Annotated in this window: 15 protein-coding genes and 1 pseudogene; 12 read left to right on the plus strand and 4 right to left on the minus strand. The window is 63.5% G+C overall.

From position 1 onward, the window contains the following. Positions 1 to 4 precede the first annotated feature (4 nt). Genes CK910_RS02695 through CK910_RS02705 form a run of 3 tightly spaced genes read left to right on the plus strand, consistent with a single transcriptional unit; the run spans position 5 to position 2,959 of the window. Positions 5 to 739 carry a uroporphyrinogen-III synthase gene (locus CK910_RS02695; protein WP_098984967.1) on the plus strand — a complete coding sequence of 245 codons (735 nt, stop codon included), beginning with the start codon at positions 5 to 7 and terminating at the stop codon, positions 737 to 739. After that, the gene (locus CK910_RS02700; protein ID WP_098980924.1) at positions 736 to 1,785 is read left to right on the plus strand and encodes a uroporphyrinogen-III C-methyltransferase; all 1,050 of its coding nucleotides are present in this window, start codon (positions 736 to 738) and stop codon (positions 1,783 to 1,785) included. The genes CK910_RS02695 and CK910_RS02700 overlap by 4 nt, the downstream gene beginning before the upstream one ends. Positions 1,786 to 1,795: 10 nt before the next feature. Next, positions 1,796 to 2,959: a heme biosynthesis HemY N-terminal domain-containing protein gene (locus CK910_RS02705; protein ID WP_098980925.1), complete on the plus strand. Its 1,164-nt coding sequence runs from the start codon at positions 1,796 to 1,798 to the stop codon at positions 2,957 to 2,959. A 92-nt stretch (positions 2,960 to 3,051) separates the two neighbouring features. On the opposite strand, the gene CK910_RS02710 is transcribed toward CK910_RS02705, so the two are convergent. Then, positions 3,052 to 3,303, minus strand: coding sequence for a YkgJ family cysteine cluster protein (locus tag CK910_RS02710; protein ID WP_043556964.1), 252 nt, complete (start codon positions 3,301 to 3,303; stop codon positions 3,052 to 3,054). Positions 3,304 to 3,487: 184 nt separating this feature from the next. Next, on the minus strand, positions 3,488 to 4,498 hold the full coding sequence (glpX, locus tag CK910_RS02715) for a class II fructose-bisphosphatase (protein ID WP_043134967.1): 1,011 nt from the start codon (positions 4,496 to 4,498) through the stop codon (positions 3,488 to 3,490). A 218-nt stretch (positions 4,499 to 4,716) separates the two neighbouring features. On the opposite strand from glpX, the gene CK910_RS02720 reads away from it, so the two are divergent. From CK910_RS02720 to CK910_RS02750, 7 genes and pseudogenes are all read left to right on the plus strand, one after another. Beyond that, on the plus strand, positions 4,717 to 5,781 hold the full coding sequence (locus CK910_RS02720; protein WP_043134966.1) for a porin: 1,065 nt from the start codon (positions 4,717 to 4,719) through the stop codon (positions 5,779 to 5,781). A gap of 132 nt (positions 5,782 to 5,913) precedes the next feature. Then, positions 5,914 to 6,827: pseudogene (locus tag CK910_RS02725) on the plus strand (ABC transporter substrate-binding protein). A gap of 230 nt (positions 6,828 to 7,057) precedes the next feature. Continuing rightward, positions 7,058 to 9,100 (plus strand): TonB-dependent receptor, encoded by a 2,043-nt coding sequence (locus CK910_RS02730; protein WP_098980926.1) that lies wholly within the window; start codon positions 7,058 to 7,060, stop codon positions 9,098 to 9,100. 65 nt (positions 9,101 to 9,165) lie between these two features. Further along, positions 9,166 to 9,786, plus strand: coding sequence for a PepSY-associated TM helix domain-containing protein (locus CK910_RS02735; protein WP_098980927.1), 621 nt, complete (start codon positions 9,166 to 9,168; stop codon positions 9,784 to 9,786). Positions 9,787 to 9,963: 177 nt separating this feature from the next. Then, positions 9,964 to 11,001, plus strand: a complete 1,038-nt coding sequence (locus CK910_RS02740) for an acyltransferase (protein ID WP_098980928.1) — start codon at positions 9,964 to 9,966, stop codon at positions 10,999 to 11,001. Positions 11,002 to 11,147: 146 nt separating this feature from the next. Then, positions 11,148 to 11,720, plus strand: a complete 573-nt coding sequence (locus CK910_RS02745) for a hypothetical protein (protein ID WP_098980929.1) — start codon at positions 11,148 to 11,150, stop codon at positions 11,718 to 11,720. A gap of 127 nt (positions 11,721 to 11,847) precedes the next feature. After that, entirely contained in the window at positions 11,848 to 12,282 is a 435-nt protein-coding gene (locus CK910_RS02750; protein ID WP_098980930.1) for an N-acetyltransferase, read from the plus strand. On the opposite strand, the gene CK910_RS02755 is transcribed toward CK910_RS02750, so the two are convergent. Next, positions 12,279 to 12,647, minus strand: coding sequence for a winged helix-turn-helix transcriptional regulator (locus tag CK910_RS02755; protein WP_098980931.1), 369 nt, complete (start codon positions 12,645 to 12,647; stop codon positions 12,279 to 12,281). The genes CK910_RS02750 and CK910_RS02755 overlap by 4 nt on opposite strands. Positions 12,648 to 12,768: 121 nt before the next feature. Here CK910_RS02755 and CK910_RS02760 point away from each other — a divergent pair, with 121 nt between their 5' ends. Beyond that, positions 12,769 to 13,074, plus strand: coding sequence for a monooxygenase (locus tag CK910_RS02760; protein ID WP_098980932.1), 306 nt, complete (start codon positions 12,769 to 12,771; stop codon positions 13,072 to 13,074). A 23-nt stretch (positions 13,075 to 13,097) separates the two neighbouring features. Here CK910_RS02760 and CK910_RS02765 read toward each other — a convergent pair whose 3' ends face one another. Continuing rightward, complete coding sequence (locus CK910_RS02765; RefSeq protein ID WP_098980933.1) at positions 13,098 to 13,718, minus strand: outer membrane beta-barrel protein; 621 nt, start codon at positions 13,716 to 13,718, stop codon at positions 13,098 to 13,100. Positions 13,719 to 13,965: 247 nt separating this feature from the next. Here CK910_RS02765 and CK910_RS02770 point away from each other — a divergent pair, with 247 nt between their 5' ends. After that, on the plus strand, positions 13,966 to 14,604 hold the full coding sequence (locus CK910_RS02770; protein ID WP_042868709.1) for an exopolysaccharide biosynthesis protein: 639 nt from the start codon (positions 13,966 to 13,968) through the stop codon (positions 14,602 to 14,604). Positions 14,605 to 14,669 lie beyond the last annotated feature (65 nt).

The raw sequence follows: 14,669 nt of genomic DNA on the forward strand, positions 1-14,669 counted from the left end.
CCTGATGGTCCCGCTGGTGGTGCGCCCGGCCGCCCAGGCCGCCGAGCTGGTGCAGCTGTTGCGCCAGCACGGCCACGCACCGCTCTGCTGCCCGCTGCTGGAAACCGTGGCGGGCAGTAAACTCTCTCGCCTGCCCGAACTGCTGCCCCAGGCAGACATAGTCATAGCCGTCAGCATGCATGCAGTTCATTTTACTCACCATTTTCTGTTGCAAACTGGTCAGACCTGGCCACATATTGACTACTTTGCAGTCGGTCAGGCCAGCGCGGACGCCTTCGCCGACGTTGGCATAGCGGCGAGCTGCCCGGACGATCCACGCAGCGAAGGGCTGCTGGCCCTGCCCGCCCTGCAACAGGTGAGCGGCAAGCGGGTGCTGATCCTGCGCGGCAATGGCGGTCGGGATCTCATCGCCCGGACGCTGGCCTCACGCGGTGCTCTGGTGCACTATTGTGCGGCCTATGAGCGCCACTACCCCGAGCTCGACGGGGACGCATTGACTCGCCACTGGCAGGCGGCCGGGCTCGACAGCCTGCTCATCACCAGTGGCGAACTGTTGCAGCGGTTGCTGGAACTGGTGCCAAGCCAGCAGCAACCCTGGCTTTATGACCGCCTGTTGGTGGTGCCCAGCCCCCGCGTGGCCGAGATGGCCGAGGCGGCGGGCTTTACCCGAATCACGATTGCCCAAGGTGCATCCAACCAGGCCCTGACGGCCGCTCTGGAACTGAGGAAGATGGAATGACTGAACAACAAGAAACCCAGGTCAAGCCCCAGCCGACCGCCGTGGTCAACGGCGGCAAGAGCCGTTCCGGCGCCCTGCTGGGCGGCGTGGCCATATTGCTGGCCCTCGGCCTGACCGGCGGTCTCTACCTGCACGGCCACAAGAGTGCGGTGGCCCAGCAGGGGGAACTGGATCAGCTCAAGCTGCAGCTGGCCGAGGCCATGAGCAAACTGGATCAGAGCAACAGCAAGGAGAGTGAGCAGCTGGCAGCCTTCGGCAAGCAGCAGCAACTGCTGCAAGACGAGCTCAAGGGCCTGCAGAACCGGGTGCTGGATCTCAACGACAAGCGCCCCAACGACTGGATGCTGGCCGAATCCGAATATCTGGTGCGCATGGCGGGCCGCAAGCTGTGGCTGGAGCATGACCTCATCTCCGCCATCACCTTGCTCGGCAATGCCGACGAGCGCATCAAGGCGCTCAACGACCCCAGCCTGATGCCCATCCGCAAGGCGCTGGCGGCAGACATAGCCCAGCTCAAGGGGATGCCCAGAGTCGATCGCGAGGGGCTGACCCTGAAGCTGGCCGCCCTCTCCGATCAGATAGAGCTGCTGCCGCTCTCCACCGTCAGCATGCCGGAAGCGAAAATCGAACCGGATCAGGCCGTCAGCACCAACCCGGACGAGTGGGAAAGCAACCTGAAGAAGAACTGGGTCAAGTTCACCGAGAACTTCATCACCATACGTCGCCGCGATGGTGCCGTGGAGGCCCTGCTCTCCCCGCAGCAGGAGATTTTCCTGCGCGAGAACCTCAAGACCAAGCTGCTGCAAGCCCAGCTCGCCGTCTACCGCGAGCAGCAGGCCCTGTATGACGACAGCCTGGAGAAGGCACAGCGCTGGCTGACCCAGTATTTCGATACCGACAACAGCGCGACCCACTACATGCAGTCCGAACTGGACAAGCTCAAGGGTGAGCAGATCCAGTTCGACTATCCGGATCGCTTCAAGACCCAAGCCATGCTGGAAGAGGTGCTGACCGAGCGCCTGCAACGCATTCTGGCCAGCAACTGAGGAGGGCACCATGATTCGTCTGATTGTTCTGGTGGCCGTGATGGTGGCGGGGCTGATATTCGGCCCGCAAGCCTCCGGCAACAAGGGGTATGTGCTGATCGCCCTGGGTAACTACACGGTAGAGTCCTCGGTCACCAGCGCCGTGATCCTGGCCGTGCTCTTCTATGGCGCCCTGCTCATCGTCGAGTGGGTGCTGGGCCGGGTGTTCGGCCTGCGTCGCAAAACGCTGGGCTGGTACGGCTCGCGTCGACGCCGCAAGGCCAACCAGCAGACCGTGGCCGCCACCCTGGCCATGGCCGAAGGTCACTACAGCCAGGCCGAGAAGCTGATGCTCAAGGGCGCCAGCAACAGCGACACACCGCTGCTCAACTACCTGAGCGCCGCCAAGGCCGCCCAGGCCCGTGGCGATGACGTGCGCCGGGATCAATACCTGCAAAAAGCGCAGGAGGAGAACCCCAAGGCCGAGCTGGCGCTGACCCTGACCCAGACCCAGTTGCAGATAGAGCAGGGCCAGTACGATACGGCGCTGGCCATGCTGGAATCCATCTATGCCCTCAACCCGCGCCACCCCATGGTGCTGGATCAGCTGCGTCAGGTACACCTGGCGCGCGAGGACTGGACGGCCCTCATCGACCTCATCCCCGCCCTGCACAAGGTGGGCAAGCTGACCCCCAAACAGGAAGAGGATCTGCTGCATCAGGCCTGGCGTGGCCGGCTCAAAGCCGCCAGCGACGCCCTCGATACCCTGCGTCCTGTCTGGCAGGATCTGCCGCGCAAGCTGCGCCAGGATCCGGATCTGCTGGCCTGCTATGGGGATCGGTTGCGTCAGCTCGGTGCCGACAACGAAGCCGCCGAGCTTTGGCTGGATGCGCTGCGCAAGCAGGTTTCCCCCCAGTTGCTGGCCCGCCTGCCCAGACTCAAGCTCGACAACTACCAGCCCATGCTGACCCTGTTGCAGAAGATCCAGGATCAGCCGGGTGTCGACGCCGCACTGGCCCAGACCTATCTGCTGGCCGGCCAGCTGGACGAGGCCCAGCGCCTGCTGGAGCAGGCGGTGGCCAAGGCACCGAGTGCCGCCGTCTACCACGCCCTCGGCCAGGTCATGGACAAGCGCCGCCTCACCAACAAGGCCAACGAATACTATCGGCAGGCCCTGCAACTGGCCGACGTCTGATCCTGGTCCCTGCGCCAGAAGCACCAACAAGAGAGGCCGCAATTGCGGCCTCTCTTTTATCTGTTCTGCTCTGATGTTACGCCGCAACCCGCTTATGCCGTCAGCCGCTCCAGCTCACCTATGAGCCAGATGGCCTCCTCCCTGTGATAGCCGCACACATCCGGCATGGGTCTAAAACCGCTGCACACCAGAGGGCGATCCGGTTGGTCGAAGATCTTGCAGCCCAGCCGCACATCGAGCTGGACGCAGGGCACCCCGGCCGGTTTGCCGGCGGGCATGCCCGGAATGGCACTGCTGATACTGGGGGCAATGCAACAGGCTCCACAACCTTGACGACATTCCATGTAACGCTTTCCTGTGCGTGGCGAACCAGTCTATCAAAGGGCCGCGATTCCCCTTAGCCTTATCCCCCGCGCCCGTAAAATAGTGGCCAGTCAGGGGGCTGTGTCAGCCCGCAGACAATAAAAAGCCCGACGGCGGCAGCGGTCGGGCTTTTTATGTTGCAACAGCAGGTTCAACCCACTCTCATCAGAGAATGATGTCGCGCACCACGCTGTCTTTGCGATCCAGGAAGTGGATCGACTTGATGCGACGAATGGTGCGTGACTTGCCACGGATCAGCAGGGTTTCCGTGGTCGCCATGACGCCATCGCTGGTGATGCCATCCAGCAGATCACCCTTGGTGATGCCGGTGGCCGAGAAGATGACGTTGTCATTCTTGGCCAGGTCTTCCAGCTTGAGCACCTTGCTCAGGTCTATGCCGAGCGCCTCGCAGCGGGCAATTTCCTGCTCGCCCAAGGCACGCACTTCCGGGCTGTCGCCCTTGACCTTGTGACGGGGTATCAGGCGAGCCTGCATGTCACCATCCAGCGCGCGGATCACCGCCGCCGAGATCACCCCTTCCGGCGCGCCGCCGATGCCATAAAGCATGTCGACTTCGCTGTCCGGCAGACAGGTGAGGATGGAGGCGGCCACGTCGCCATCGGGAATGGCAAACACCCGCACGCCCAGCCCCTGCATCTCCTTGATAGCCTTGTCGTGACGCGGCTTGGCCAGGGTGATCACGGTCAGGCGGGATAGCGGCTTGCCCAGCGCCTTGGCCACGGCCTTGAGGTTCAGCTCGAGGGCCTGATCCAGGTCGATGGCACCCTTGGCCTTGGGACCCACGATCAGTTTTTCCATGTACATGTCGGGCGCCTTGAGGAAGGAACCCTTGTCGCCGACTGCCAGCACGGCCAAGGCGTTGGCCTGGCCCATGGCGGTCATGCGGGTACCTTCGATCGGGTCGACCGCGATATCCACGGCGTCGCCCAGACCCGTGCCCACCTTCTCGCCTATGTAGAGCATGGGGGCTTCGTCAATTTCACCTTCGCCGATCACAATCTCACCATCGATCTGGATCTGATTGAGGATATGGCGCATGGCCGCTACGGCCGCCCCATCGGCGATATTCTTGTCACCACGTCCGAGCCACTTGTAGCCAGCCAGTGCAGCCGCTTCCGTCACTCGGGAAAACTCGATTGCCAGTTCACGTCTCATCGCATATCCAACCTTTGGAGCTCGAAAACGGGCGGCATTCTATCACAAGGGCAAACCTTTGCGCGCAAAAGTGGCGGATCGCCACACAAATCACGGCCCTTCACCAAACTGACATCAAATCGCCACCGACACGTCACTTGAGTGTCACCCCGCTGTCATCCCCCTCGCCTAGCATGGCCCCGTCTTTAAAACAAAAGCTTGCAACACAAGGGATTAAGATGAAAAAGCTGACTGTAGTGGCACTGGCTCTCACCGCGGCCTTCCAGGCACAAGCCGTTGAAGTTTACAAAAATGACACCACCACCCTGGATCTGTACGGCCGCATCTATGCCGGCCAGTTCTTCGGTGACAAGAAGGAAGGGGTCGACACCACCCATCCGAACGGCACCCAGGAGTACAGCGACAAGCAGGGCGCCAACCAGTTTGTCCGCTTCGGCGCCAAGGTTGATAGCCAGATCAACAGCCAACTGAAGGCGCTGGCCCAGTACGAAGTGCAGATGTACATCAACGACAGCGAGAAGACCATCAGCGAGAACTCCGACAACCTGCGCACCCGTCTGGCGTTCGCCGGTGTCGGCGCCGACTGGGGCAACATCACCTTCGGTCGCCAGAAGGGGGCCCCCGGCTTCCTGGCCGACTGGACTGACGTCTCCCTCTCCGACGGCTACGGCAACGAAGCCCTCGGCGCCAAGACAGATACCTTCGCCACCAACCGCGCCGGTTCAGTGCTGAAATACTCGGGTCTGTTCAACGGCTTCCAGGTCGACACCAGCTACAAGTTCGATGGCGGTGACACCGAAGAGACCACCAGCAAGGACAGCGATGCCGCCTACGGCGCCGCCGTGGCCTACACCTTCCCGTTCAACCTGGCGCTGGGTACCGCCTACAACGTGGGTATCCGCGACAAGAACGGGGAAGAGGATGCCAAGCTGTGGCTGCTCTCCGCCAAGTACGACAACAAGGCCGTCTATGCCGCCCTCAGCTATGCCGATGGCACCGACTTCCTGGCCACCGGCAAGGATCACACCGGCTGGGAAGGCGCGCTGGGCTACAACTTCGAGAACGGCTTCGGCCTGATGGCGCTGTGGAACAAGCAGAAGGTGGAGCAGGACGGCAAGAGCGATTACGACTCCATCGACTACTACACCCTGGGCGCCCAGTACAAGTTCAACAAGAACCTGCGGGTCATCGGCGAGTACCGCATCAACAACCTGGACAGCCAGGAGAGCGGCAAGCTCAACGTCAAGGATGACTTCCAGCTGGCAGCCCGTTACGACTTCTAATCTCGGCTCTCAGTCAGAAAACAGCGCGCCGGCTTATGCCGGCGCGCTTTTTGTTGGCCCGCAAAGGGATGCAGGCCAGCCGCCGTCCGGCTCATGATCTAGGCTCAACAGAACCACGAAGAGGAGATCATCATGCCGTTACGCCTGCTCATCTGCTGCTGCCTGCTGCTCGCCCTTCCCGTTCAGGCGCTGACCATCGCCATGGTGCTGTGGCGCGGTGAAACGGATGCCGAGCGGGGCTTTCGTGCCGAATTGATCCGGCTCGGCCATCAACCCACCTTCGTCACCTTCAACGCCAATCAGGATCGCGCCGCCTTCGCGACCCAGCTGCGCCAGCAACTGCTGCCCTCCCTCGCCGACTACGACTACATCTACTGCTTCGGCACCACGGCCACGACCATGGTCAGGAGCCTGATCGGCGATCGCAAGCCGCTGATCTTCAACATAGTGTCTGACCCTGTCGGGGCCGGGATCCTGTCGGAAGACAAGGCGGACAACCGGATGGTGGCCGGCACCAGCAACCTGGTGCCCATGGCACTCCAGCTCGCCAACGCCCGCCAGCACCTGCCCACCGACAAGGGACTGCTGCTACCCTTCAACCCCCGCGAGCAGAACACCTGCTGACCGGTGAACTGCTGCTGCGCGAAGCCAAGCGCTATCAATGGGATCTCACCACCTGGCGCATAGCGCCTGACAAGCGGCGGCTGGCCGGCGAGCTCAAGCGTCTGCAACAGGATGCCCGTCAGCGCATCGTCTTCCTCGCCGCCGACAGCTATCTGCTCTCCATCGCCCCCGAGCTGCTGGCCGCCCTCAACGAGGTGGGCATCCCCACCATCTGCAGCGCCGAGCTGTTTGTCGAGCACGGCTGCACCGTCGGCACCATCAGCAGCTATGAAACCCTGGGCCGGATGACGGCCAACATCATCCACCGCAACCTGCAGGGCACGCCGCTGCAAGACATTCCACTGCAGACGGATCCGGCCCCCCGGCTGGTGCTGGGCAAGCAGCTGGCATCCGCCGACAATCAGGGTACCCAGGGCCGCTGACCACCCGGCCTCCCCCATGGGCCCCAAACCGCCCCTGACACCCAGTTGCACGGCGCTGCCGGCCGCTGCGTTCCATCCGATCCCCTTGCCAAGGCTCATCACATCTTTATGTTGCAGAGCTAATGAAAATCAATATCATTAGCATCCTCTCGCAGGAGAGAAACCAATAATTATAAACAAATCAATAAGTTCAGACCATCAGGTCGCTTCCTCAAGAGTCAACACGCAACATGTACACACCCAATCACCCACGCGCCCTGCTGGGCGTCGCTCTGCTGGCCCTGAGTGCCGGCGCCCGTGCCGAAGACGAGACCATGACGGTCGTCGGCAAACGCAGCCAGCACGAAGAGGTCGCCACAGCGACCCGTACCAACACCCCGGCCAAGCTGGTGCCGCAGGCCATCGACAGCGTCAAGGCCAGCGAGCTGACCGCCTTCGGCCAGCCCACCCTGAGCGAGGCCCTGACCGGCATCCCCGGCGTCAACGCCAGCGGCGACACCCGCTTCGATGGCGTCAACATCCGCGGCTTCAGCGCCAGCAACGACTTCTATCTGGACGGTTTTCGCGATGACATGCAGTACACTCGCGACCTTGGCAACATAGAGCGAGTCGAGGTGCTCAAGGGCCCGGCCGCCGTGCTCTATGGCCGCGGCAGCACGGGTGGCATAGTCAACCGGGTCAGCAAGAAGCCGCAGAAGGGGCAGGAGTCCAGCGTCAGCGCCCTGGTCGGCAGCTTCGACAACCGGCGGCTGGCCGCCGACCTCAACGGCGAGGCGGGTGAACGGGTGCAGCTGCGCCTCAACCTGGCCCAGGAGGACAAGGACAGTTTCCGCGACGGCGTGACCAGCAAGCGCACCCTGCTGGCCCCCTCCGTCAACTGGGAGATCAGCGACAGGCTGAACTGGCTGGTGCAGTACGAGCGCAACGAGCACGACCGCACCCCGGATCGCGGCATCCCCGGCGTCAAAGGCCGCCCGGCCGACGTGCCGAAGGAGTACGTCTACAGCGACACCCGCCGCGACTTCATCGACGATGTGGCCCAGTCCACCCGCTCCCGCCTCTCCTGGGACATCAACGATCAGTGGCAGTTGCGCCAGCAGCTGGGCTACACCAGCCTCGACAGTCAGTTCGACAACACCTATGTCACCAGCGTCAAGGGGGATCAGGTGACCCGCTCCCGCTGGCAGCAGGATCTCAAGGCCAACAGCCTGATCAGCAACACCGAGGCCGAAGGCCAGCTGCAGACCGGCCCCATCGAGCACCGTCTGCTAATCGGCTTCGAGCAGAACTGGCAGGAGCGCACCCCCAAGCTCTACCAGAACGCCAGCCCTATCCCGGCCGGCAACCTTTATGATCCTGGCTCCCTGCCCACCTATGATGGCGCCATGAAGCTCTCCAGCGACGCCAACCACAAGGTGCGCGGCTACGGTCTCTATCTGCAGGATCAACTCAGCCTGGGCGACTGGCATCTGCTGGGCGGCCTGCGCCGCGACGACTTCACCGTCACCAGCCGCCGCAACGACCTCAACAAGGAGGAGACAGTGTCGGTCACCAGCCTGAGCCCGCGGCTGGGGCTGGTGTGGAATCCGCTCGAGGAACACGCCTTCTACACCTCCTACAGCAAGACCTTCACCCCGGTGGGCGGCGAGCTGATCGGCATCACTCCGGGTGACAAGAACAACAGTCTGGATCCCCAGCACACCCGGCTGTACGAGGGCGGCGTGAAGAGCGACTGGCTGGATGGCCGGCTGGCGACCACCCTCTCCGTCTACCGGCTGGAGATGTACAACAAGCGCAGCAAGGATCCGCTGGATCCCACCAAGGTGATCCTCACCGGCCTGCAACGCACCGAGGGCATAGAGCTGAGCGCCCGCGCCCAGCTGACCGACGAGATCTACCTGCGCGGCGGCATCGCCATCCAGGACGCCGAGCAGGTCAAGGCGGATGCGGATCTGCAGGGCAAGCGGCCGATGAACGTCTCCCGCCAGAACGGTCAGCTGTTCGCAGGCTACCAGAGCGGCACCCAGGGCTGGTTCGGCGAGACAGGGGTGACTGCGGTGGGCGATCGCTTCGCCGACAACGCCAACACCACCACGCTGCCCGGCTATGCCCGTTTCGATGCCCGCGCCGGCTACCGCTGGCAACAGTGGGAAACCCAGTTGAGCGTGGAGAACCTGACCGACCACGACTACTTCGTCAGCGCCACCAGCGCCTCCCAGATCATGCCGGGCACGCCCCGTCAGCTGAATCTGAGCGCCGCCTACCGCTTCTGATCCCACCCTCTTCCACGATCTCTCTGGCCAGCCCTCGCTGGCCAGATTTTTATGAAGCGCAACCGATGAAACGCAGAAGACTCCCCCTTCACAACAACAAGTGGGTGCGCCGCATCCACGCCTGGGCCGGCTTTGCCACCCTCACCCTGATGCTGCTCTACGGCCTGACCGGCCTCTGGCTGCAACACAGGGCCGTGCTGCCCATCCCTGGCCCCCACACCGACAAGTCGAGCGAGGAGATAGGGCTGGACGCGCCCCTGGCCAGCCCGGACGAGCTGAAAACCCTGTTGCAGCAACGCTACCCGGACAGTTTCGAGGAAGGGCGCGCCATGATCACCCCGGCGCAGACCCTACCCACCCCGGCGGGCCCCCTCACACTGCCGGCCCGCTGGGAGATGCGCGGCGTCACCCTCAGCCAGAGCCTGGCCGCCAGCTATGTGGAGGGCACACTGCTGGTGCGCACCGAGCGGCAGCAGGCCAACTTCGCCGCCAGCCTCAACCGGCTGCATCGCGGCATGGGCACAGGCCTCTCCTGGCAGCTGTTCGGCGATCTGGCGGCACTGGCCATGTTGTTGCTGGCTCTCACCAGTTTGCTGATGTGGAACAAGCTGCACGGCCCGGCCGGTCGCGGCATAGCCCTGCTGCTGCTCGGGGCCCTCGCCACTGTGCTGATTGCCCTGCTCTAGCGCGTTTACCGACACCAAAACGGGATCTGGCGCCCACGGGGGGTAACCTTGCCCGCACCCGAGGTAACAAAAGGTAAGCGGGTGCCGATGGGGGTCACACTTGTCGGCGCCATGACTGGATGGGGGCCGCTCGCGGCTGTTAGGGTGCGGCCAGAATTCCTGGCGCCAAGAGGTATCATGCGCATCTCCAGCATAGAGTGCGGGCGAGTAGTGGCCATCATGGCCGTGATGACCATTCACCTCTCCCCCTTCAGCAATCCGTTCGATCCCGCCCTGTGGGACGGCACCCTCTACTTCTGGCTGGGGGGCGTCATCAACCAGCTGTGCCGTTTCGCGGTGCCGCTCTTCTTCCTGTGCGCCGGCTACTTTCTGCAACCCGCCCTCGCCGCAGGCAACCCCATGGCGGTGGCGCTGCGCTACTGCCGCCCCCTGCTGGGGCTCTGGCTGGCGTGGAGCCTGCTCTATCTGCTGATCCCATTCAACCCGCCGGCGGCACTGAGCGACGGCTATCTGCCGGCCATGGCGAGCCAGTGGCAGATGCAGCTGGGGGATCCTCTCAACGCCTGGTGGGTGGGTGGCATGATCCATCTCTGGTTCCTGCCGGCCCTGATGCTGGCTGTCTTGCTGCAGGCACTGTGTCATCGGATTGGGCTGCCTCGGCTGGCCCTGGTGCTCGGTGTTCTGCTCTACCTGCTGGCCCTGCTCGGCGGCTCCTATGGCCAGCCGCTGCTCGGGGGAGAGTGGGCCCTGCTGACCCGCAACGGCCCCTTCTTCTCGCTGCTGTTCGTGGCGCTGGGCGCCGAGCTGCGCTTTCGCGCCTGGCAGCCGGATGCCAGGCGCAGCGCCCTGCTGCTGATCGTGGGGATGGCACTCTACGCCCTGGAAGCCTGGGGCCTGCTGCACTGGGCCTCGGTGCCCCTCAGTCGCCACGACTTCCTGCTCGGTTCGCTGCTCTGGGGCCTGGGCCTGTTCGGCCTGCTGCTGGCCAACCCGGGCTGGGGCCAAGGCAGCTGGCTGGAACGTCAGGCTCCGAAAGTGCTCGGCCTCTACTGCCTGCACATGATGCTGGTGGTGTGGCTGATGATCTTTGGCCCGCAGGGTAAGTTGCTCTGGTGGGAATTGCTGAAAGTACCGGCCTTGCTCGCCCTCTCCCTGCTCGCTTATCGGCTGCTGGCGGCAACCCCGGCCAGCCGTAGCTTGCTGCGCGCCCGCTGACGAGAAACATCTGAGATGGAGAGAGAGGAGACGGGAGCAATGCCGATCCCTCCCTTCTCGTGGCTGAACGGTTGGTTCAATTTTTATTCATCGCGGACAGATAAACTCCGGGTCTCCTTAAACGCGAACCCAGGAGTCATCATCCCATGACGTTGTTCACCAAAACGCTGTTCACCAAGAAATCCGGCCTTGTCCTCATTCTGCTCGCCGCCAGCGGCTCCCTCAGCGCCGCCGAAATCGCCAACAACAACATCACCGAAGCCGAGATCAAGGCCGCGCAGGATGCCTGGGGCAAGGCCCTGATCCAGATCAGCGATGACTACCGCAGCGGTGGCATAGCGAAGGCCAAAACGACGGCCACTGCCGTGCTCGACAGCGCCTACGGCTACAACAATGGCCCTGTCCTGTTCAAGCCCACCCTGGCCGGGGGCGAACAGACCTTCCGCCTCAACCAGGAAGGGGCGCTGGCCTACTTCGTCGGCAACAATCAGGCCTATCCCGCCGACACCGGCTTCGCCCTCAAGAACTGGAAAAGTTACAACTACGACAACGCCGCCGTCTATATCAACGGCGACATGGCCCTCACCATGGGCAAGGTTCACCTGATAGACAGGGACAACAAGGAGACCACGGTCGACAAGACCTGGGGCTTCAAGAAGGGGGACGACGGCAAGGTGCGCATAGTGCTGCACCACTCCTCCCTCCCCTACACCGGTTAAGCGGCAACAGGCGACCCGCGGGTCGCCTTTTTTTGTTATGAGGGCGCCACTTTGGCCAACCGCCGGGTGACGGCCAGGCTGGCGCTGTTACCATGCCCCTATTGTGACGAATCCAGACGAGACAGCTATGCAGATCCGCCCCTTCACCCCGGCCGACATGGAGGCCGTCCTCGCCATCTGGCTGGAAGCCTCTTTGCAGGCCCACCACTTCATCGACCCGGCCTACTGGCACGCCAACCTGGCGCCGATGCGAGAGACCTACCTGCCCGCCGCCGACTCTTATATGCTCTGGCAAGATGGCTCTGCGCTGGGGTTTTATTCCCTGTATGAAGAGACTCTGGCCGCCATCTTCGTTGTCCCGCAGCAGCAGGGACGCGGCTATGGCAAGGCCCTGCTGACCCACGCCAAACGGCAGCGGCCGGCCCTGCGACTGCAGGTGTACCGGCAGAACCTGGCCGCTTGCGACTTCTATCTATCTCAGGGCTTTCAGATCGAGGGTGAACAGCAGGATCCCCACACCGGCTGCGCCGAGTGGGTGATGGTCTGGTCGGCGCAAGACTAACCCCGTTCGATGGCGGCTGGGTGTGGTTCGCTCGCCGGGCCATCCCCGGCCCGCACCAGCAGGTCGGCATGGCTCAGCGCGAAGTCGTGCATCTGCTGGAGCAGGGGCAGCAGGGCGACGCCAAGCGGGCTCAGGGCGTACTCCACCCTGGGGGGCACATCGGGATGGAGGGTGCGAATGATGACGCCGTCGCTCTCCAGCTCCTTGAGCTGGGCGGTGAGCACCTTCTGGCTCACCTCGGGCAGACAGCGGCGCAGGTCGCCAAAACGCAGGGTCTGGCTGCGCAGATGAAACAGGATGGCCGGTTTCCATTTACCGGTCAGCAGCCGCAGCACCCGGTAGGCGGGGCAAGGGAGTGGGGACACCTGATGACTCGCGAGTGGTTACTTTGCGGTAACTATGCCACGAAAAGGTGCCTTCTTGCGGACAAGATGCCGGCTTCCTATGATGCGGACTCTGTCACTCCATCCGCACGAGAGGTGCATCATGCCCAGTTTGCTGCAAATCCATTTCAATTTCCCCGCCGAGCAGATGGGGCCGGCACTGACAGCCGCCGCCATGCCGCTGGCCGAGTCCATCAGCCGGGAGCCCGGCTTCATCTCCAAGATCTGGACCGAGAACCCGCGCACCGGCGAGGCGGGCGGCATCTATCTGTTCGAGGATGAGGCCAGCGCCCTCGCCTACGCGACAATGCACGAGCAGCGGGTGCTCGCCATGGGCGCCAGCGCGGTGCAGTACAAACTGTTCGACGTCAACGAGCCCCTTAGCCGGATCACCCGCGGCATTGCCTGACATGGCACGTCACAGGGCTGGCATCAAAACCTCAGGGTCAGGCCGATATTGGCCTGCCACTGGGTCACCAGCTCGCCGCGCACCTTGAACACGCAGTTATCCGGGTTGCAGAGGAACTGGCTGTTGTCGTTGACCAGGGTGCCGTAGCCGCGCACCTCGGCCCGCAGCGCCAGACGCTCGGTCAGACGCGGCTGTACCCCGAGCGCCAGCGACATTGAGGGGGCCACCTCGCTGTCGTAGGCGGCGAAGCGCGTCGCCCCTATGCCGGCGCCTATGTAGGGAGCCATCAGGTTGTCCGACAGGGTGAGGGCCCCGGCGAAGTGCAGCGTGTCCACCGTCAGCCGCTCCGACTGATCCGGGGAGAGGCGGGTGGATTGGTGGCTGTAGAGCAGCTCTATCATGCCGGGGTCATCCACCTCCTTGCTGATGAACAGGCCCCAGCTGCCGGAGCTCTCCCCCTGCAAGGATTGCAGCTGGGTGGAGACTGGCATGGGCTGCGGGTCATCGTTTGCCTCGAAGTCGATGGACGAGCTGTAGCCGAAAAACGGCGTCACCTGCCAGCCAAGCCCAGCCTCGCCGTCGGCGCTCCAGGCCTGCCCCAGCGGCAGCAAGAGCCCCATCATCATGATCCCTGCTCGTTTCATCGCAATCCCTCTGCTTGTGCACCAGTGCCCACCAAGCATATCAGAGCCCCCTGACCCCCATCCTAAACCTGGCCTGTATCAACCCATTTTCGCAGGGAGGATCACACTCTGTTGCCACGATCATCTCCCGCCACCACCCCGCTCATCGCCGCTGCCGTTATTCATCGGGGATTAACCTCTGCCACGTATGCTGGCGCGCAACCGGCTCATGGTGAGCCGGTTCAAGTCACCAGAAGGACATACGGGAATGGTTGCCGCGCAACTCAAAGACCCACAACACAAGCTCTCCGACACCCTGCGGGCGACCGCCCACGCCATCGAGGAGAGCCATATCAGCCTGCGCCAGATGCTGGCCCTGGTGGGTGAGCAGGGCATGCTGCTGTTTTGCGTGCTGCTCACCGTGCCCTTCCTGCTGCCGGTCTCGATCCCGGGCGTCAGCACCCCGTTTGGCCTGCTGATCCTGTTTATCGGCATCGGCATCACCCTCAACCGGGTGCCCTGGCTGCCCGCCATCCTGATGGAGCGCCGCTTCGCCGCCGATCAGCTCAAGCCGACCCTGCACAAGGGCGCCGACCTGCTGGCCCGCATCGATCGCTTCATTCGCCCGCGCCTCCTGCTGCTGACCGGCAGCGGTACCATCAACCGCTGCAACGGCCTGCTGCTCATGCTGGCGGCCCTGCTGCTGATGCTGCCGCTCGGGGCCATCCCCTTCACCAATGCCATGCCCGCCTGGGCCATCTTGCTGCTGGCCATCGGCATGCTGCAGCGGGACGGCCTGTTCGTCGCCAGCGGCTACCTGCTGGTCAGCGCGACCCTGGTCTGGTTCAGCGCGCTGGCCATAGGCCTGCTGATGGCGGGGCAGAGCGTCTCGACCCTGCTGAGCTGACGAGGCGGGCATGAAAAAGGGGCGACCAAGTGGTCGCCCCTGTTGTTTTGCGCCGTCTCTCGCTC

The organism is Aeromonas sp. CA23, from assembly GCF_002587065.1.
Classification (GTDB): Bacteria; Pseudomonadota; Gammaproteobacteria; order Enterobacterales; family Aeromonadaceae; genus Aeromonas; species Aeromonas bestiarum.

Excerpts from the sequence above, each read along its gene's own strand:
- CK910_RS02695 (WP_098984967.1), top strand. The coding sequence starts at position 5 with ATGGTCCCGCTGGTGGTGCGCCCGGCCGCCCAGGCCGCCGAGCTGGTG.
- CK910_RS02700 (WP_098980924.1), top strand. The coding sequence starts at position 736 with ATGACTGAACAACAAGAAACCCAGGTCAAGCCCCAGCCGACCGCCGTG.
- CK910_RS02705 (WP_098980925.1), top strand. The coding sequence starts at position 1,796 with ATGATTCGTCTGATTGTTCTGGTGGCCGTGATGGTGGCGGGGCTGATA.
- CK910_RS02710 (WP_043556964.1), bottom strand. The coding sequence starts at position 3,303 with ATGGAATGTCGTCAAGGTTGTGGAGCCTGTTGCATTGCCCCCAGTATC.
- glpX (WP_043134967.1), bottom strand. The coding sequence starts at position 4,498 with ATGAGACGTGAACTGGCAATCGAGTTTTCCCGAGTGACGGAAGCGGCT.
- CK910_RS02720 (WP_043134966.1), top strand. The coding sequence starts at position 4,717 with ATGAAAAAGCTGACTGTAGTGGCACTGGCTCTCACCGCGGCCTTCCAG.
- CK910_RS02730 (WP_098980926.1), top strand. The coding sequence starts at position 7,058 with ATGTACACACCCAATCACCCACGCGCCCTGCTGGGCGTCGCTCTGCTG.
- CK910_RS02735 (WP_098980927.1), top strand. The coding sequence starts at position 9,166 with ATGAAACGCAGAAGACTCCCCCTTCACAACAACAAGTGGGTGCGCCGC.
- CK910_RS02740 (WP_098980928.1), top strand. The coding sequence starts at position 9,964 with ATGCGCATCTCCAGCATAGAGTGCGGGCGAGTAGTGGCCATCATGGCC.
- CK910_RS02745 (WP_098980929.1), top strand. The coding sequence starts at position 11,148 with ATGACGTTGTTCACCAAAACGCTGTTCACCAAGAAATCCGGCCTTGTC.
- CK910_RS02750 (WP_098980930.1), top strand. The coding sequence starts at position 11,848 with ATGCAGATCCGCCCCTTCACCCCGGCCGACATGGAGGCCGTCCTCGCC.
- CK910_RS02760 (WP_098980932.1), top strand. The coding sequence starts at position 12,769 with ATGCCCAGTTTGCTGCAAATCCATTTCAATTTCCCCGCCGAGCAGATG.
- CK910_RS02765 (WP_098980933.1), bottom strand. The coding sequence starts at position 13,718 with ATGAAACGAGCAGGGATCATGATGATGGGGCTCTTGCTGCCGCTGGGG.
- CK910_RS02770 (WP_042868709.1), top strand. The coding sequence starts at position 13,966 with ATGGTTGCCGCGCAACTCAAAGACCCACAACACAAGCTCTCCGACACC.